Origin of the sequence: Bradyrhizobium sp. (assembly GCF_022844465.1) — a bacterium.
GTDB lineage: Bacteria > Pseudomonadota > Alphaproteobacteria > Rhizobiales > Xanthobacteraceae > Bradyrhizobium.
In genome coordinates this window covers 828,331-845,545 of record NZ_JALHLP010000001.1, presented here as the reverse complement: position 1 = coordinate 845,545, position 17,215 = coordinate 828,331, and the positions used below count along the sequence as shown (strand labels likewise).

The window sequence follows — 17,215 nt, the reverse complement described above, 5'->3', positions numbered from 1 at the left end:
GGGCCAAGCGGCCGGGAGCAAGATCGCAAATGACCGGTGCGGCGAGAATGGAAACGACCGGGCAGAATACGCCTTTGCCCAGCGTAGCAGCACGTCACGCCTGCCGCAGCGGCATGGTGGCCACCACGGCGGGCGTCGCCAATGGCTTCGTCCAGGGCAACCTCGCGATCCTGCCGGAGAATCTGGCGGCTTCGTTTCACCGGTTCTGCCAGCTCAATCCGAAACCTTGCCCGATCATCGGCATGTCCGACGTCGGCGATCCCCGCATTCTCGCGCTCGGCATTGATCTCGACATCCGCACCGACCTGCCGCGCTACCGCGTCTGGCGCGACGGCGAGGTGGCGGAGGAGCCGACCGAGATCATGGCGCATTGGCGCGACGACCTCGTCGCCTTTGTCATCGGCTGCTCCTATTCCTTCGAGGAAGCCTTGCTGGCGGATGGCCTGCCGATCCGGCACATCGAGCGCAAGCTGCGCGTGCCGATGTACCGCACCAATATTGCCTGCAGCCCCACCGGCCCTTTCGCCGGTCCGATGGTGGTGTCGATGCGGCCGTTCAAGCCGGCGGATGCGATCCGCGCGGTGCAGATCACCTCGCGCTTTCCCTCCGTGCATGGCGCGCCGGTTCACCTCGGCCATCCGCATTCGATCGGCATTGCCGACTTCGACAAGCCTGACTACGGCGATCCGGTGCCGGTGGGATCGGGCGAAATTCCGGTGTTCTGGGCCTGTGGCGTCACGCCGCAATCGGTGATTGCGGCGGCAAGGCTGCCGTTCGCGATCACGCATTCGCCGGGAATGATGCTGGTGACCGATCTCCTGAACAAGCAGTTGGCGGTGCTTTGATGCACGGCAGTGCCGCTGAGATTTGCGTCAACCGGGATGTAAGGAAGGCGTATCTGGGGCTGTAGAAGTCAAAGTGATGCCGTAGGATGGGTAGAGCGCAGCGAAACCAATCAATTCATCGCGCGGAGAGATGATGGGTTTCGCTGCGCTCTACCCATCCTACGGATGCTCATGCTCCGGCAGCCTTAGCCCGAACGTCTTGCTCAAATCCGCCACCTGCTGCGGCGATAGATAGCGCGGGTTCAGTCCGCGCAGCAGCAGATAGAGTTTTGCCGTCTCTTCCAGCTCCTCGATCGCGAACACCGCCGCCTCCAGCGTGTCGCCTGACACGACAGGCCCGTGGTTGGCGAGCAGCACGGATGAGTATTGGCCGGCGAGCCCCTTGATGGCGTCGGCCACGGCGGGATCGCCGGGGCGAAAATAGGGCACCAGCGCCGTCTGGCCGCACTTCATCAAATAATAGGGCGTCATCGGCGGCAGCGCGGCGCGGGGGTCGATCTCGGGCAGCATCGACAGCGCTACCGAATGGGTGGAATGCAGGTGAACCACGGCGCGCGCGGTGCTGCGGCTCTGGTAGAGCGCGGTATGCAGCGGCACCTCCTTGGTCGGCGCGTCGCCGGAAACCAGCCGACCGCTGGCGTCGAGCCGCGATATCCGGGCCGGGTCGAGAAACCCGAGCGAGGCGTTGGTCGGCGTCACCAGCCAGCCGCCGTCGTCGAGCCTGACGCTGATATTGCCGGAGGAGCCCGGCGTCAGCCCGCGCTCGAACAGCGAACGGCCGAAGCGGCAGATCTCCTCGCGTATTGCGGTTTCGCTCATGTCGGTATTCCCGGCGGCCTCCCGTTTTGCCTTGTCCCATGCTTTGGCAGCGCGGCCAAGCCGTGATACCCAGAAGCAAAGCCGCAAGAAAACCTCGGGGGACCGCCGCATGCCAGAATCCGCCAAACCGCGCGTCGCGGTCATCGGGCTGGGATCGATGGGGTTCGGCATGGCGACCTCGCTGCGCCGGGCCGGATTTGACGTCACCGGCTGCGACGTCTCGGGCGATACGGTCAAGCGGTTCGTGGCCGACGGCGGCCATGGCGCCGAGACGCCGGCGAAAGCCGCCAAGACCGCCGACATCGTCGTCAGCGTGGTGGTCAACGCCGCCCAGACCGAAGCCATCCTGTTCGGCGCCGATGGCGTCGCCGAAACCCTCGGCAAGGGCGCGGTGTTCGTCTCCTCCGCCACCATGGACCCTGAGGTGGCGCGGCGGCTGGCAAAGCAGCTCGAAGCGACGGGAAGGCATTATCTCGACGCGCCGATCTCGGGCGGCGCGCAGCGCGCCGCGCAGGGCGAACTCACCATCCTGGCCTCCGGCAGCCCGGCCGCCTTTGCCCGGGCGCGACCGGCGCTGGATGCGATGGCGGCGAAGCTCTATGAATTGGGCGACGCCGCCGGCCAAGGCGCGGCGTTCAAGATGATCAACCAGTTGCTTGCCGGCGTCCACATCGCGGTTGCCTCGGAAGCAATCACGTTCGCCGCCCGGCAGGGCCTCGACATCAGAAAGGTCTACGAGGTGATCACGGCCTCCGCCGGCAATTCCTGGATGTTCGAAAACCGCATGCCGCATGTGCTGGACGGCGACTACGCGCCGCGCAGCGCGGTTGAGATTTTCGTCAAAGACCTCGGCATCATCCAGGACATGGCGCGCTCGGCCCGGTTCCCGGTGCCGGTCGCCGCCGCGGCGCTGCAGATGTTCCTGATGACGGCCGCATCCGGCATGGGCCGCGACGACGACGCCTCGGTGGCGCGGATGTATGCCAAGGTCACCGGCACGCATCTGCCGGGCGAGCCGAAGTAGAAGCAAGAGGCAAGAAACCAGAGGACCCTCCATGCCCCGTTTTGCCGCCAATCTCTCCATGATGTTCAACGAGGTTCCGTTCCTCGACCGTTTTGAGGCCGCGGGCAAAGCGGGCTTTGCCGCGGTCGAGTTCCTGTTTCCCTATGATCATCCGGCCGAGGCCGTCGGCGAACGGCTGAAGCGCAACGGCCTGACGCAGGCGCTGTTCAACCTGCCGCCGGGCAATTGGGACGCCGGCGAAAAGGGTTTCGCCGCGCTGCCGGCGCGTTTCGACGATCTGAAGAAAGGCCTGGAAACCGCGTTGCCTTACGTGAAGGCCACCGGCGTCAAGCGCGTGCATCTGATGGCGGGCATCGCCAGCCGCAGCGATATCAAGGCGGTCGAGCAATTCTACAAGTCGGTGGCGTGGACGGCGGAGTTCTTCACGCCGCATGACATCGACGTCGTGATCGAGCCGATCAACCCGCGCAACGTGCCTGGCTACTTCCTCAACGATTTTGGTTTCGCGCGCGACCTGATCGTCGAATTGAAGATCCCGAACCTGAAGCTGCAGTTCGACATCTATCATTGCCAGATCATCCATGGCGACGTCACCATGCGGCTGCGCGAGATGATGCCGATCACCGGCCATGTCCAGATCGCAAGCATCCCCTCCCGCAACGAACCCGACGGCGAGGAATTGAACTATCCGTTCCTGTTCGCGGAACTGGATCGGCTGGGCTATGCCGGCTTCGTCGGTTGCGAGTACAACCCGCGCGGCAAGACCATCGACGGTCTCGGCTGGTTCAAGCCCTATGCCGGAGCCAAGCCGTGAAATTATCTCTCGGCTGCATCGCCGACGACTATACCGGCGCCTCCGATCTCGCCAACACGCTGACCCGTCAGGGCTTGCGCACGGTGCAGACCATCGGCGTGCCCCCGGACGATCTGACCTTGCCGGAGGTCGATGCGGTCGTGGTCTCGCTCAAGAGCCGTTCGATCGAGGCGGGGCTTGCGGTGGATCGTTCCCGCGCCGCCGAGAAATGGCTGCGTGGCCGCGGCGCCGGCCACGTGCTGTTCAAGATCTGCTCGACTTTCGACTCCACCGACGCCGGCAATATCGGCCCGGTCATGGACGCGCTGCGCGCCGATTGCGGCGAGAAGATCGTGCTGGTGACGCCGGCGTTCCCGGAGACCGGCCGCACCGTCTATCAGGGCAATCTTTTTGTGGGTGCCGTGCCGCTGAACGAAAGCCCGCTGAAGGACCACCCGCTCAACCCGATGCACGATTCCAATCTGGTGCGGGTGCTGGCGCGGCAGAGCCGAGGCAAGGTCGGGCTGGTCGATCTCGCCACCCTGGCGCGGGGGGTGGACGCGGTTCGCGGCCGTCTTGCAGATCTCGCGGGAGGCGGCGTCGGCGCCGCGGTGATCGACGCCGTGTTCGACCGCGACCTCGAAACCATCGGCCGGGTCGCGCTGGATCACCGCCTGTCCGTCGGCGCCTCCGGCATCGGGCTCGGTCTTGCCCGCGCGCTGGTCGCTGCCGGGAAGGTCACATCGGGGTCGGCCGGCGCGGTATCCGGCGCGGCGGTCGGCGGTCCCGCGGCCTGTCTCGCCGGGAGCTGTTCGCAGGCCACCCTGCAGCAGGTCGCGAACGCGGAAAAGTCCATGGCGGTGCTGCGTCTCGACCCCGAGAGGATCGTCGCCGGTCCCGATGAAGCCAGGCGAGCGCTGGCCTGGGCGAACGCCCATCTCGGAGACAGTCCGATCCTGATCGCCAGCAGTTCGACGCCGGATCAGGTCGCGGCCCTGCAGTCCCGCCATGGCCGCGATGCGGCCGGACATGCCATCGAGCAGGCGATGGCCGAGATCGCGGAAGGCCTGGTGCGGTCAGGCGTGCGGCGTCTGGTGGTCGCAGGCGGCGAAACCTCGGGCGCGGTGGTCGATCGCCTGCGGATTCCCGGATTTCTCGTCGGCGAGGAAATCGCGGCGGGCGTGCCGGTTCTGCGCGCCGTCGGCACCGCGACCGGCGAGATGCTGCTGGCGCTGAAATCGGGAAATTTCGGCGGGCCCGATTTTTTCTCCGACGCGCTTAGGTTGATTCGCTGATCGCGCCGCTGCCATTCGTTCTCTGAAGGGTCCTTACGGTGGACCGTAATTCCACGGACCAGAAAATTAATACAATCAGACCGCGTCGCATCCCTTGCACCCGCGGGAAGCTGGCGCGCGTGTATTGGCCGGCACCGGCGCCGGCCAGCGGTCTTCTGAGCCTCAAGGCGTCGTCATAAGGCGCAAAAGACCTTTCCTGACGGGCATCCCTCGCGTTCGCGCGGGGAGTCGCGGGCGACGGGGACCGCCCCTGGGCGGGCGCCCGCTTCCTCGCGCTGGCGCGAATTCCTCATTGCCGGGCCGAACACGCGCCTGCGGGGTCAAGCGGAAATTAACCTGTTGTGCCTACTTTGCGGGGCGGGTTCGAATCTACACGCGGCGGTTGCCGCGTCCCGTTTCCCGCTGAAACACCGCACGCAGAAAAGCTCCCTCAGGGAATCTGGAGTCCACAGACATGATCAAGCTCAACCGCATCGGAAACAAGCTGGGCCTGGCCGGCGCAATCGGCATCCTGCTGGCGGTCGGCATGGCGGCCAACCAGATGAGCACCGAGGCCAAGATCACGGCGTCCAGCGAACGCGCCGGCCGCGCGCAAGTGGTGGCGGACAATTCGCTGGCGGCGTATCTGGATCTGCGGAAAATGCAGATCGCCGGCCGCGATATCAGATTGGCCAGGACGGCAGCCGATGTTGAAACGGCCGTCGCCGACCTGCGGCGTTTCAAGACATCACAGGCAAGGGAAATGGATACGGCGCTGGCGACCGCCGAGCAGTTGGAGACCAGGGAAAGGCTGCAGAAGATCAAGTCCTTGTCGGAAAGCTTTGCGATCGCGGTGGAAGACCTCGCCAAGACCCAGATGGCCTTGCTCGCGCAGATCGATGCCCGCTCGACGATCTCTGCCGAGTGGACCAAGGCACTCGACGCCCAATTGGCTTCGCCGGCGCTGGCCAAGCTGGACAACCGCATGGAGATCGAACGGCTGCTGTTCCTGGCGGATGCCAAGGTGAACTCGCTGCGGGCTGCAGCCTGGCGATTGGGATTCACCGGCGATACCAGCCTGCTGGCCGAGATGGCCAAGACCGACGCCTCGCTGAAGGACGTCTTCAACAAGTTGCGCGGCGAGGCGGACGACCGCGATTTGCTGGTCGTGGTCAGTTCGCTGTCGGCGATCGTCAAGCGTTTCGTGGCCGCCAACGAGGACATCGTCAAGACCGAGCAATTGAAGGACGACATCGTCGTCAACCGCACCGTCAAGCTCGTCGCCAGCGCCGCCGAAGTGATGGAGGCAACCGTCGAATTCGCGCAAAGAAACGAAAAGTCCGCCAAGGAGGAGGCGATGGCCGATACGGCGCTGGCTAACCGCGTCAACCTGATCATGACGATCGTCGTCGTCATATCGCTGATCGTCTCGATGGTATTCTCCTTCATAGGGGTCGCGCGTCCGATGACGCGCCTGAACGGCGCGCTGGCGAAGATGGCCGGCGGCAATCTCGATATCGCGATTCCCGGCGCCGGCCGTGGCGACGAAATCGGCGACCTCGCCAAGACCGTGACCGTGATTCGCGAAAACGCCGAGCAGAAAGCGCGCGATGAGGCGGAGGCCCAGGTCGCGCAGGACCAGGTCGCCGCCCAACAGCGCAAGACCGAGATGATCAAGCTCGCCGACGATTTCGAGGGCGCGGTAGGTGAGATCGTGGAAACCGTGTCGTCGGCTTCGACCGAACTCGAAGCCTCCGCCAGCACGCTGACCGCGACGGCGGCGCGCGCGCAGGAACTCACGACAACCGTCGCCGCCGCTTCCGAGGAGGCTTCCACCAACGTGCAGTCGGTTTCATCCGCCACCGAGGAGATGGCGTCGTCCATCACCGAGATCGGCCGTCAGGTTCAGGAATCGGCGCGGATGGCCAACGATGCCGTGGATCAGGCCCGTGCGACCAATGACAGGGTGAGCGAACTGTCGAAGGCGGCGGCCCGGATCGGCGCCGTGGTCGAACTGATCAACAGCATTGCCGAACAGACCAATCTGCTGGCGCTGAACGCCACCATCGAAGCTGCGCGCGCCGGCGCCGCCGGGCGCGGCTTCGCCGTCGTGGCCTCCGAGGTCAAGGCGCTGGCGGAGCAGACTTCGAAAGCGACCGGCGAGATCGACCAGCAGATCACGGGGATCCAGGCTGCGACCCGGGAGTCGGTCGGGGCGATCCAGGCGATCAGCGCCACGATCGGCAAGCTTTCCGAGATCTCCTCCACGATTGCGACCGCGGTGGAAGAGCAGGGAACCGCGACCAAGGAAATCTCCCGCAGTGTGCAGCAGGCCGCCCAAGGCACGCTGCAGGTCTCCTCCAACATCGCCGACGTGCAGCGCGGCGCCAGCGAAACCGGTTCGGCTTCGGCGCAGGTGCTGTCCTCGGCCCGGTCGCTGTCGTCGGACTCAAGCCGCCTCAAGCTCGAGGTTGGCAAGTTCCTGGATTCAGTGCGGGCGGCCTAAAGCGCGATGAGATTGGGATGAATCATCATCGCGCTTTAGCTTTTTGTTGGAGCATGATCTTTTCGGAAAACCGCTGCACACTTTTCCGGATCATGCTCTAACCCGCGCGCCATTCCAGTACGCCATCCCCGGCGGTCGCGATCGCGCCGAGCGTTCCGACCGGCGTCCGGTCCATGTTCAGAAGATGCGCCAACGTCGCGGCGTCGTCGGCGGGAACGCGGGCCAGCGCCCGCTGATCGGTTTCGGTGCGCAGCATCACCACGCCGTGCTCGACCTCGCCTTTGCCTTTGTAGATCACGGTAAAGCTCTCGACCTTGCCGTTGCCTGATGCCTCGGTGACGAAGTCCGGCACCTTGCGGCGATGACGGTCGGCCTCGGCCTGTACGCTGGTGTTCTGCCCAAGCGGCTCTCCCGGCGCGTTGCGCGACAGCACCAGGGCGTGGTGCTTGGTGACGAATCCGCCCTGGCCGTAGAGCAGGCCGAGCTGGCCGCGTCCGCGCAAGGCCCGCACCATCGCGCAAGCCGCGTGCGTCATGTAGGTGTTGAGCGGGGCGCCGAAGAAGGTGAGCCCGCCGGTCACCGTCGGCTGGACGTCGGCGCCGAGCCCGAGCGTTCGCCGGGCCATCTTGGGCACGCAGGGAAAGCAGCTGTAGAGCTCGATGGCGTCGAACTTCCGGCCGTCGCCCCCGACCAGGTCCATCACCGCCTTCAGCACGGCGTTCTGCGGATGGCTTTCGTAGAACTGGTCGCGCACCAAATAATCGCGCGGCTCTTCCGCCGAGGCGCCGCCGAGGGGATAGACCAGCCGGTCCTCGGCGACGCCGGCGGCGCGGGCCTTGGCCAGCGACGTCAATAGCACCGCGCCCCCCATGTTGACGGTCGGATTGGCCACCATCAGCTTGGTGTAGGGCCAGGCGATCAGCCGGTTGTCCGGCGTCGGCGTCGTGATCTCTTCCGGCGTGAACCGCTTCTTGAGCCACGAATTGGGATTGTCCGACGCGACTTTCGCAAAGGTCGACCACAGTGCACCGGATTCCGCCAGCGCCTCGCGCGGGGTCTGGCCCCAATGCGCCGAAGTCGCCGACTCATAAAGCGGGTAGACCGTGATCGGACGGAACACGCCGAGCTTTACCGCCATCGGCTTCTGGAACGCCGCGCCGCGCTTCGGCTCCTCGACGTCATGCGCGAACGGCGTCCACGGCAGCGCGACGCCGCCGCGCTCGGCCTTGGTCGCGGTCGATTGCGCTTCCGCGCCGCAGACCACCGCGACGCTGCACTCGCCGCGGGCGATGCGCTGTGCCGCCTCGTGAATGTAGCGGATCGGGCTCTCGCCGCCGACCGGGCCGTAATAGCAATGCGAAGGCGCGATGCCGAGCCGTCCCGCCAGTTGCTTCTCGGGGTCGCGGTAGCGCCAGCTCAGGAAATTGACGACGTCGAGCGAGCCGGTGTCGCCGAGCAGCTTCGCCCCGCTGTCCGCCTCCGCCCGCCGCACCGCTTGCTCCAGCAGCGCCATCGGTTCAAGACCGTCGGCGATCTCCTTTGGCCGGTCGACGATCTCGCCGACGCCGACGATGACGGGAATGCGGTCTTCGGGGAGGGCGGCATTGCTCGGCATTGTTTCTTGCTCTTGTTTTCTCGAGAGAGTTCGCAGTTTGTAGATTTCGTCATTGCGAGCGCAGCGAAGCAATCCATCGCGCGGCCAAGAAAGAAAGTATGGATTGCTTCGCTGCGCTCGCAATGACGGTGAGAAGCTATCACTCCTCCATCAGCGCGTTCATGTGCTCGACCGCGTCGGCGAAATCTTCCTTGAACTCCTGCACCACGGCGCCCGCCGATTTGACGCTGTCGATCAGCCCAACACCCTGGCCGACGAAGTAGCTGACGAGATCGCGCGCCTTGACGTTGCCGGCGGCGGCCGCGCGGTCGATCGAGTTGAAGGCGTCGCGGCTGATGATGCTCTGCAGCGGCATCGGCAACGCGCCGGGACTGTCCGGCCCGCGGTCCCAGGCGTCGGTCCACACCGAGCGCAACTGCCGCGCCGGCTTTCCGGTGCGGCCCTTGGAACGGATGGCGTCGCGCGAGGAGGCCGCGATCATCTTCTCGCGGAAAATCTCCGTGGTCTCGGACTCGACGGTGGCCAGCCAGACCGAGCCGGTCCAGGCGCCGGCCGCGCCCATCGCCATGCAGGCCGCCATCTGCCGCCCGGTCATGATGCCGCCCGCGGCCAGCACCGGCACGTCGCGGATCGGTTTGATCGCCTTGATCACTTCGGGCACCAGCACCATGGTCGAGACCTCGCCGCAGTGCCCGCCGGCCTCGGTGCCCTGGGCGACGAGAATGTCGACGCCGGCGGCGACCTGCCGCAGCGCATGCTCCTTGGAGCCGACGAGGGCGGCGACCGGAACATCGTGCTTCCGGCCCATCTCGATCATGGCCCTTGGCGGCACGCCGAGCGCGTTGGCGATCAGCCTGATCGGGTGGCGGAACGAAACCTCGAGCACCTCAAGGGCGCGCTGCGCGTCGAACGGCTGCGGCTGGTTGTCGGCGACATTGGTTGTCGTCAGTTCGATGTCGTATTTTCTCAGCAGGTTGCGGGTGAAGTCGCGGTGCTGCGGCGAGATCCGCGCCTCCAGGCTCTTCCAGGTGACGTCCTTTTCGCCCGCGGTCGAGATGTTTTCCGGGATCAGCACGTCGAGCCCATAGGGCTTGCCGTCGGTGTGATCGTCGATCCACTTCAGCTCCAGTTCGATGGTCTCGGGCGAATGCGCGGTCGCGCCCAGCACGCCGAACCCGCCGGCGCGGCTGACGGCGGCGACCACGTCGCGGCAATGGCTGAAGGCGAACAGGGGGAACTCGATGCCCAGCAGGTCGCAGATCGGCGTTTTCATGGTTGCGCTCGCTCCCTGTGGCGGCCGCGCATTGCTGGCTTCTGGCGGCGGTATTGTCCCGACGCTAGCCTATCGGAGGGCGGGAAGCCAAGCGCGCCGGCGCGGCCCTCATCTCCCACGCGGCGAGAACATTCCACCTCGCAAAATATGCACGGCCAGGCCGCGCTTTTGTCTCTTGCGCTTTGAAGGGCCCCGGAGAATGCTGCCGGCCAAATCTATGAAGATGTCCGGGAGAGCCGAGGCCATGTCCGTCAAGCCATCCGTCGCCGCCAATCCGGCCGCATCCTACGACGTCGTCGTGGTCGGCGCCGGATTTGCCGGCATGTATATGCTGCACCGGTTGCGCGGGCAGGGGATGACGGCGCGGGTCTATGAGCAGGGTTCGGGCGTCGGCGGCACCTGGTACTGGAACCGCTATCCCGGCGCGCGCTGCGACGTCGAGAGCATGCAGTATTCCTATTCGTTCTCGGAAGACCTGCAGCAGCAATGGAACTGGAGCGAGCGCTACGCGCCACAGCCCGAGATCCTGCAATACGCCAACCACGTCGCCGACCGCTTCGAGCTGCGGTCCGACATCCAGTTCGACACCCGCGTCGAGCGTGCCGTGTTCGACGAGACGGCCCGCCTGTGGTCGGTTTCGACGTCCGATGGCAAGGTCGTCACCGCCAAACACGTCGTGCTCGCCACCGGATGCCTGTCGAACGCGCGGATGCCCGACATCAAGGGCCTCGATCGGTTCAAGGGCAATGTCTACCACACCGGCCACTGGCCGCATGAAGCGGTCGATTTCACCGGCCAGCGCGTCGGCGTTATCGGCACCGGGTCGTCGGCGATCCAGTCGGTGCCCGTCATCGCCGAGCAGGCGAGCCAGCTGACGGTGTTTCAGCGCACCGCGAACTTCTCGATCCCGGCGCGCAACGCGCCGCTGACCGATGAAGAGCGAGAGAAATTCCGCGCCAACTATCCGGAGATCCGGCGCTTCGCCCGCGAGGAGGCAAGGAACGGCATCTACACCGAGCTGCCCGACCGCGGCGCGCTCGACGACGGCGACAACGAGCGCCGCTCAAAATACGAGGCGCGCTGGAATCGCGGCGGACTCACCTTCATGTCGGTCTACAACAACCTGGCGCTGGACAAGGCGGCCAACGACACCGCCGCCGATTTCGTCCGCGCCAAGATCGCAGAGATCGTCAGGGACCCCGAAACCGCTAGATTGTTGCAGCCGGACAACCACCCGATCGGCTCCAAGCGCATCTGCATCGACACCGATTATTTCGCGACCTTCAACCGCCCCAACGTGACGCTGGTCGACATCAGGTCCAACCCGATCGAGGAGATCACCGAAAGCGCCGTGCGGACGGCGGCCAAGGATTACCAGGTTGACGCGCTGGTGCTGGCGACCGGCTTCGACGCCATGACCGGATCGGTGGCGAAGATCGACATTCACGGCCGCGGCGGCCAGACGCTGAACCAGAAATGGGCCGCAGGCCCGCGCACCTATCTCGGGCTGATGAGCTCAGGCTTCCCCAACCTTTTCATCGTCACCGGTCCCGGCAGCCCCTCGGTGCTGTCGAACATGATCGTCTCGATCGAGCAGCATGTCGACTGGATCGCCGACTGCATGGCCTATATGCGCGACCATGGCCTCGAAACGATGGAGGCCGCTGTCGACGCCGAAGACAAATGGGTCGCCCATGTCAACGAGGTCGCCTACACCACGCTCTACCCGCAGGCCAATTCCTGGTACATGGGCGCCAACGTCCCCGGCAAGCCCAGGATCTTCATGCCCTATATCGGCGGCGTCGGCCCTTACCGGCAGATCTGCAACGAGGTCGCCGCCAAGGGCTATGAAGGGTTTGTGATGGGGCAGGCGGAACAGCCGCGGAAGGTGGCGGCGTCCTGACGGAAGCAGGTATTTGTAGGGTGGGCAGAGCGCAGCGTGCCCACCATATTCAACACGAACATTCGCATGGTGGGCACGGCGCAAGCGCGCCTTTGCCCCACCCTACGCTCCCGGAGTCAAACGCATGACCGACGCCCCCGCGACCGATCCCACCGCCTACGTTCCGCCGAAAGTCTGGAGCTGGAACAAGGAGAGCGGTGGCCGCTTCGCGGCGATCAATCGCCCGATCGCGGGCGCGACCCATGAGGCGGAGCTGCCGGTCGGCCGCCATCCGTTCCAGCTCTATTCGCTGGCGACGCCAAACGGCGTCAAGGTCACGGTCATGTTCGAGGAGTTGCTTGCGGCCGGCCACCGCGGCGCGGAATACGACGCCTGGCTGATCAGGATCGACGGCAACCAGTTCGGCAGCGGCTTTGTCGCGGTCAATCCGAATTCCAAGATTCCGGCGCTGATGGACCGCAGCGGGCCTGTGCCGATCCGGGTGTTTGAATCCGGGTCGATCCTGTTGCATTTGGCTGAAAAGTTCGGCGCCTTCCTGCCGGCCGGCGGGCAGGCGCGGGCCGAATGCCTGTCCTGGCTGTTCTGGCAGATGGGCAGCGCGCCCTATCTCGGCGGCGGCTTCGGTCATTTCTACGCCTACGCGCCGACCAAGATCGAATACGCCATCGACCGCTTCGCCATGGAGGTGAAGCGCCAGCTCGACGTGCTCGACCGCCGGCTGGCCGACAATGAATATCTCGCAGGCAGCGACTACACGATCGCCGACATCGCGACCTGGCCATGGTATGGCGCGCTGGCCAAGGGCCTGGTCTATGGCGCCGGCGAATTCCTGTCGGTGCACGAATACAAGAACGTGCAGCGCTGGACCGACGCGATCGCCAAGCGCCCCGCCGTGCAGCGCGGACGCAAGGTCAACCGGGTCACGGGCGATCCGGCCAGCCAATTGCACGAGCGGCATGACGCCGGCGATTTCGACACGAAGACGCAGGACAAGATCGGCGAGCCTGCGAAAGCGTGAGGCTTGCTTACCTCGCCCCGCTTGCGGGGAGAGGTCGGCGCGAAGCGCCGGGTGAGGGGGGACTCTCCACGAGTCGAATGCGCAGCAGCACCCCCACCCCGACCTTCCCCCGCAAGCGGGAGAGGGGGCGCGTGTTGCGACAATACCTTCCTTGTTGGCCAACATCCGCGCCGTCGACTAAGCTCTTCACCAAGCAGCGCGCGCCCGGCTCCCTCTCCCCCTTGCGGGGGAGGGTTGGGGTGGGGGCGCCCCACGGGGACTCTCAATGGAGGCCCGACAAATTGCGCGCCGCGTACGCGCGCTAAAAAAGGACAGGGGAAACCGCCATGAGCTTCTTCGAAAAAGGCGCCGTTCGCATTCACTATGAGGAGACCGGCTCCGGCTTCCCGCTGCTCTTGATCGCCGGCGGCGGCTTGAACTCGAACATTGCGGGGATCACCGGCGATTATCCGCCGTTCAACGCCATCGAGGAGTTCGGCGACGAGTACCGCTGCATCGCCTTCGACCTGCGCAACGCCCCGCCCGGCCAATCGACCGGCCCGCTCGAGATCGAGCGTCCCTGGGATTCCCATACCGACGACCAGCTAGCCCTGATGGACCACCTCGGCTTCAAGAAATTCATGGTGCTGGGTTTCTGCATCGGCGGTCCCTTGATCTGGAACCTGATCAAGCGCGCGCCGGAGCGCGTTGTCGCGGCCGTGCTGGCAATGCCGTCAGGCTCGCGCCCGGAGATGCGCGATCTGTTCTACGACAACAACATCAAGGGCTGGGCGCCGCAGCTGCTCAAGCAGCGGCCCGATCTCACGATGGCGCAGGCCGAGAAATTCCTGACCCGGATGTACCGCAACAACCCCGATTTCGTCTTCACCGTGACCCGCGATTTCGTGCGCCAGTGCCGGACGCCGGTCCTGGTCCTGCCCGACGACATCCCCGCGCATCCCTATGACGTCGCGATGGAGAGCGCGATGCTGGCGCCGAATGCGGAAGTCAGCCTGTTTCCGTGGAAGGAGCCGAAGGAGCGGGTGCCGCTCGCGGTGCGCCAGATCCGATCCTTCCTGCGCGCCCACCGGCCGGCGACCGCCTAACCGGCGCGCTTTGCGCCCTCGGCCGGCGGGAACACCACCCGGTCGTCGGTCCGGCAATAGCGGTCGGCGAACATGCGGCCGATCGGGTGATAGCGATCCATGTGGACGCGCATTGCGGCGTGGTCCCACAATTCGTCGCGGATATGGAAGTGGATGCCTTCGCCCATCACCAATAGCCGGTCGCCGTTGACGTCGATCTCCTTCCAGGTCCTGCATTCCATCGCAAACGGCGCGTCGGCCAGCCGCGGCACCGCGATTTTGGTCGACGGCGCCAACTTCAGCTTCAGATAATCAGGCTCGCCGACATCGGGCGGGAAGTCGCCGCTGGATTCATGCATCGCCAGCGCCAGCGGCTCGTCGGTCATGTTGACCACGAATTCGTTGCTGGCGCGGATGTTGACCACGGTGTCCTTGACGCGGCCGTCGGGGCGCAGATTGGCGGCGAACATGCACAGCGGCGGGTCCTCGCAGAACACGTTGAAGAAGCTGAACGGCGCCGCGTTGACCACGCCGGCCGGCCCGATCGTCGTCACCCAGGCGATCGGCCGCGGCAGCACGAAGGAGGTCAGCACCTTGTAGCGCTCGCGGGGCGTCAGGTCGTCGGCGGCGTATTGCATGGAATGCTTCCGGTTTTGCTGCGTTTGGCGGCAAGAGGGATTTCGGAGAGGGGAGCCCGCGGAGGCACCCCCACCCTAACCCTCCCCCGCAAGCGGGAGAGGGAGTGCGGCGTCGCGTGTTGTGCGTCCGCCGTCAATTACACAACGCGCTCCGTTCCCTCTCCCGCTTGCGGGGGAGGGTTAGGGTGGGGGCGCCGCACGGGGATTCCCGCGAGCGCCCCAATAGCCCTATGGCATGCTCAGTTCGTGGCGGCCGACCACCATCCAGTGGACCTCGTCGGGGCCGTCGGCAAAGCGGAGGTGGCGGACGTCCTGGTACATTTCGCCGAGCGGGCTCCACTGCGAGATGCCGGTCGCCCCGTGCATCTGGATCGCCTGGTCGATGATGCGGCAGGTGCGCTCCGGCACCATGGCCTTGACCATGCTGACCCAGATCCGCGCCTCCTTGTTGCCGAGCACGTCCATCGCCTTGGCGGCCTTCAGCACCATCAGCCGCATCGCCTCGATCTCGCAGCGCGCCTGCGCGATGATCTGCAGATTGCCGCCGAGATGGGCGATCTTCTTGCCGAAGGCTTCACGGGTCAGTCCGCGCGACACCATCAGGTCCAGCGCCTTCTCCGCCTTGCCGATCGTGCGCATGCAGTGATGGATGCGGCCCGGCCCGAGGCGAACCTGCGAAATCTCGAAGCCGCGGCCTTCGCCGAGCAGGAGGTTCTCCTTCGGCACCCGGCAATTGTTGAAGCGCAGGTGCATGTGGCCGCGCGGGGCGTGGTCGTGGCCGAATACATGCATCGGACCGAGGATCTCGACGCCGGGCGTGTCGATCGGCACCAGGATCTGAGACTGCTGCTTGCTCGGCGGCGCGTCCGGGTTGGTCTTGACCATCACGATCATGATCTTGCAGCGCGGATCGCCGGCGCCTGAAATGTAGTACTTCTCGCCGTTGATCACCCATTCGTCGCCGACGAGCTTGGCCGAGGTCGAGATGTTCTTGGCGTCGGAGGAGGCGACGTTGGGCTCGGTCATGGCGTAGGCGGAGCGGATCTCGCCCGACAGCAGTGGTTTCAGCCACTTCTCCTTCTGCGCCTTGGTGCCGACCCGCTCCAGCACCTCCATGTTGCCGGTATCCGGGGCCGAGCAGTTCATGGTCTCCGAGGCCATCGGATTCTTCGCAAGCTCGACCGCGATATAGGCGTAGTCGAGATTCTTCAGCCCCTGGCCGGTCTCGTCGTCAGGCAGGAAGAAGTTCCACAGCCCTTCCTCCTTGGCCTTGTCCTTGGCTTTCTGCAGCACGGCGAGCTGCTCGGGGGTAAAGCTCCAGCGGTCCTTCTTGTTCTCGCCAAGGCGCACGAATTCCACCGACATCGGGTCGACGGTCTCGCGGATGAATTTCTTGACGTGCTCGTACAGCGGACGGACCTGGTCCGACATTCTGAGATCGTTCAGTTCCTCGCCCGGATTGAGGTTGTAGGTCGTCGTTCGCGGGATGTAGGCGTGTTTCATGGGTCGTTTCTCCCGTTGGCGCAGGCTTTTTTTGGGTGCGCGCTATTGGTTGGCCGGCAATGTAAACGGCGCAACAGGCTTTGTACATTCACGGGGCAATTTTCCGCCTCGTGGCAAGTGGCGAACCGCGAAGTGGCGAACCTCATGGTGAGGAGGCGCTATAGCGCCGTCTCGAACCATGAGGCCCCGCCGGTGCCATTTATCCTTCGAGACGCATCGCTTCGCGATGCTCCTCAGGATGAGGTCTGGCAGCCCCGTTATGTCGGCCGGTGCATGGCGCAGAGCTTGTTGCCGTCGGGATCGCGCAGATAGGCCAGGTAGAATTTGCCGGCGGGGCTCTCGCGCCAGCCGGGCGGATCCTCGCAAGTTGTCGCGCCATGGGCGATGCCGGCTGCGTGCCAGGCGTCGGCCTGCGCCGGCGAGCTGGCGGCAAAGCCGATGGTGCCGCCATTGGCGGCCGTCGCCGGCTGGCCGTTGATCGGCTTCGAGACCGAGAAGGTGCCGGTCTTGGTGGAATAGAAAATCCGGTGGCGGTCGACCCTGGCGGGGCGGACGTCGAGCGCGCCAAGCAGCGCGTCATAGAACGTCTTGGCCCTGTCGAGGTCATTGGTGCCGATCATCACATGCGAAAACATTTCTTCATTTCCTCGGGTTTTGTTTTTCGACGATCGGTTACCGTTACCCGGAACTCAGCCAGGAATGGCCCCGGAGCCGTCGTTGCCGCGGCAATATAGGAGGCGGCGACGGCCTTGTACAAGCGGCGATGGCCGCGGGGCAAGGAAGTGCTCCGGAGCCGGGTGTCGGGTCGAAGCCGGCAGATTACGCCTAGTTAATGCTGGCAAACGCGGCGCCTCGACGCACTCTGGCATCTTGAAGCATCACCGGGTGGATCACTATTTCTGGGATGCCAGCCCTGACCTTCCTGCCGCGGGGGGCTGGG

14 protein-coding genes are annotated in these 17,215 nt (G+C 65.3%); 8 read left to right on the top strand and 6 right to left on the bottom strand.

The window, feature by feature from the left end; all coding sequences use genetic code 11:
- Window positions 1-29: 29 nt before the first annotated feature.
- Window positions 30-845 carry a putative hydro-lyase gene (locus tag Q0D31_RS04105; protein WP_291845619.1) on the top strand — a complete coding sequence of 272 codons (816 nt, stop codon included), beginning with the start codon at window positions 30-32 and terminating at the stop codon, window positions 843-845.
- Between the two features lie 159 nt (window positions 846-1,004).
- Here the strand turns inward: Q0D31_RS04105 and Q0D31_RS04100 are convergent, their stop codons facing one another.
- Window positions 1,005-1,664 carry an aldolase gene (locus Q0D31_RS04100; protein ID WP_291845617.1) on the bottom strand — a complete coding sequence of 220 codons (660 nt, stop codon included), beginning with the start codon at window positions 1,662-1,664 and terminating at the stop codon, window positions 1,005-1,007.
- On the opposite strand from Q0D31_RS04100, the gene ltnD reads away from it, so the two are divergent.
- The 4 genes from ltnD (at window position 1,663) to Q0D31_RS04080 (ending at window position 7,261) form a co-directional block, all read left to right on the top strand.
- Complete coding sequence (gene ltnD / locus Q0D31_RS04095; protein ID WP_291845615.1) at window positions 1,663-2,688, top strand: L-threonate dehydrogenase; 1,026 nt, start codon at window positions 1,663-1,665, stop codon at window positions 2,686-2,688. The two genes, Q0D31_RS04100 and ltnD, sit on opposite strands and share 2 nt — an antisense overlap.
- A gap of 31 nt (window positions 2,689-2,719) precedes the next feature.
- The gene (gene otnI / locus Q0D31_RS04090; RefSeq protein ID WP_291845613.1) at window positions 2,720-3,502 is read left to right on the top strand and encodes a 2-oxo-tetronate isomerase; all 783 of its coding nucleotides are present in this window, start codon (window positions 2,720-2,722) and stop codon (window positions 3,500-3,502) included.
- Window positions 3,499-4,776, top strand: a complete 1,278-nt coding sequence (gene otnK, locus Q0D31_RS04085; protein ID WP_291845611.1) for a 3-oxo-tetronate kinase — start codon at window positions 3,499-3,501, stop codon at window positions 4,774-4,776. Before otnI ends, otnK begins: the two co-directional genes overlap by 4 nt.
- Window positions 4,777-5,230: 454 nt before the next feature.
- Window positions 5,231-7,261, top strand: coding sequence for a methyl-accepting chemotaxis protein (locus Q0D31_RS04080; RefSeq protein ID WP_291845609.1), 2,031 nt, complete (start codon window positions 5,231-5,233; stop codon window positions 7,259-7,261).
- Between the two features lie 97 nt (window positions 7,262-7,358).
- On the opposite strand, the gene Q0D31_RS04075 is transcribed toward Q0D31_RS04080, so the two are convergent.
- Window positions 7,359-8,876, bottom strand: coding sequence for an acetyl-CoA acetyltransferase (locus tag Q0D31_RS04075; RefSeq protein WP_291845607.1), 1,518 nt, complete (start codon window positions 8,874-8,876; stop codon window positions 7,359-7,361).
- Between the two features lie 139 nt (window positions 8,877-9,015).
- Window positions 9,016-10,149 (bottom strand): nitronate monooxygenase family protein, encoded by a 1,134-nt coding sequence (locus Q0D31_RS04070; RefSeq protein ID WP_291845605.1) that lies wholly within the window; start codon window positions 10,147-10,149, stop codon window positions 9,016-9,018.
- Between the two features lie 244 nt (window positions 10,150-10,393).
- Here Q0D31_RS04070 and Q0D31_RS04065 point away from each other — a divergent pair, with 244 nt between their 5' ends.
- From Q0D31_RS04065 to Q0D31_RS04055, 3 genes are all read left to right on the top strand, one after another.
- Window positions 10,394-12,052: an NAD(P)/FAD-dependent oxidoreductase gene (locus tag Q0D31_RS04065; protein WP_291845603.1), complete on the top strand. Its 1,659-nt coding sequence runs from the start codon at window positions 10,394-10,396 to the stop codon at window positions 12,050-12,052.
- A gap of 124 nt (window positions 12,053-12,176) precedes the next feature.
- A complete protein-coding gene (yghU, locus tag Q0D31_RS04060) occupies window positions 12,177-13,070 on the top strand; it encodes a glutathione-dependent disulfide-bond oxidoreductase (protein ID WP_291845601.1) in 894 nt (297 codons plus the stop codon).
- A gap of 326 nt (window positions 13,071-13,396) precedes the next feature.
- On the top strand, window positions 13,397-14,155 hold the full coding sequence (locus Q0D31_RS04055) for an alpha/beta hydrolase (RefSeq protein ID WP_291845599.1): 759 nt from the start codon (window positions 13,397-13,399) through the stop codon (window positions 14,153-14,155).
- On the opposite strand, the gene Q0D31_RS04050 is transcribed toward Q0D31_RS04055, so the two are convergent.
- The 3 genes from Q0D31_RS04050 to Q0D31_RS04040 form a co-directional block, all read right to left on the bottom strand.
- Entirely contained in the window at window positions 14,152-14,772 is a 621-nt protein-coding gene (locus Q0D31_RS04050) for a flavin reductase family protein (protein WP_291845597.1), read from the bottom strand. The genes Q0D31_RS04055 and Q0D31_RS04050 overlap by 4 nt on opposite strands.
- A gap of 228 nt (window positions 14,773-15,000) precedes the next feature.
- On the bottom strand, window positions 15,001-16,275 hold the full coding sequence (locus Q0D31_RS04045; RefSeq protein WP_291845595.1) for an acyl-CoA dehydrogenase family protein: 1,275 nt from the start codon (window positions 16,273-16,275) through the stop codon (window positions 15,001-15,003).
- A gap of 257 nt (window positions 16,276-16,532) precedes the next feature.
- On the bottom strand, window positions 16,533-16,910 hold the full coding sequence (locus Q0D31_RS04040) for a VOC family protein (RefSeq protein ID WP_291845592.1): 378 nt from the start codon (window positions 16,908-16,910) through the stop codon (window positions 16,533-16,535).
- Between the last annotated feature and the right edge of the window lie 305 nt (window positions 16,911-17,215).

What these genes read in the sequence shown, in the direction of transcription:
- Q0D31_RS04075 (WP_291845607.1), bottom strand. Translation starts at nt 8,876, where the DNA reads ATGCCGAGCAATGCCGCCCTCCCCGAAGACCGCATTCCCGTCATCGTC.
- Q0D31_RS04050 (WP_291845597.1), bottom strand. Translation starts at nt 14,772, where the DNA reads ATGCAATACGCCGCCGACGACCTGACGCCCCGCGAGCGCTACAAGGTG.
- Q0D31_RS04040 (WP_291845592.1), bottom strand. Translation starts at nt 16,910, where the DNA reads ATGTTTTCGCATGTGATGATCGGCACCAATGACCTCGACAGGGCCAAG.
- Q0D31_RS04100 (WP_291845617.1), bottom strand. Translation starts at nt 1,664, where the DNA reads ATGAGCGAAACCGCAATACGCGAGGAGATCTGCCGCTTCGGCCGTTCG.
- Q0D31_RS04105 (WP_291845619.1), top strand. Translation starts at nt 30, where the DNA reads ATGACCGGTGCGGCGAGAATGGAAACGACCGGGCAGAATACGCCTTTG.
- Q0D31_RS04080 (WP_291845609.1), top strand. Translation starts at nt 5,231, where the DNA reads ATGATCAAGCTCAACCGCATCGGAAACAAGCTGGGCCTGGCCGGCGCA.
- Q0D31_RS04070 (WP_291845605.1), bottom strand. Translation starts at nt 10,149, where the DNA reads ATGAAAACGCCGATCTGCGACCTGCTGGGCATCGAGTTCCCCCTGTTC.
- Q0D31_RS04045 (WP_291845595.1), bottom strand. Translation starts at nt 16,275, where the DNA reads ATGAAACACGCCTACATCCCGCGAACGACGACCTACAACCTCAATCCG.
- yghU (WP_291845601.1), top strand. Translation starts at nt 12,177, where the DNA reads ATGACCGACGCCCCCGCGACCGATCCCACCGCCTACGTTCCGCCGAAA.
- Q0D31_RS04055 (WP_291845599.1), top strand. Translation starts at nt 13,397, where the DNA reads ATGAGCTTCTTCGAAAAAGGCGCCGTTCGCATTCACTATGAGGAGACC.
- otnI (WP_291845613.1), top strand. Translation starts at nt 2,720, where the DNA reads ATGCCCCGTTTTGCCGCCAATCTCTCCATGATGTTCAACGAGGTTCCG.
- ltnD (WP_291845615.1), top strand. Translation starts at nt 1,663, where the DNA reads ATGTCGGTATTCCCGGCGGCCTCCCGTTTTGCCTTGTCCCATGCTTTG.
- Q0D31_RS04065 (WP_291845603.1), top strand. Translation starts at nt 10,394, where the DNA reads ATGTCCGTCAAGCCATCCGTCGCCGCCAATCCGGCCGCATCCTACGAC.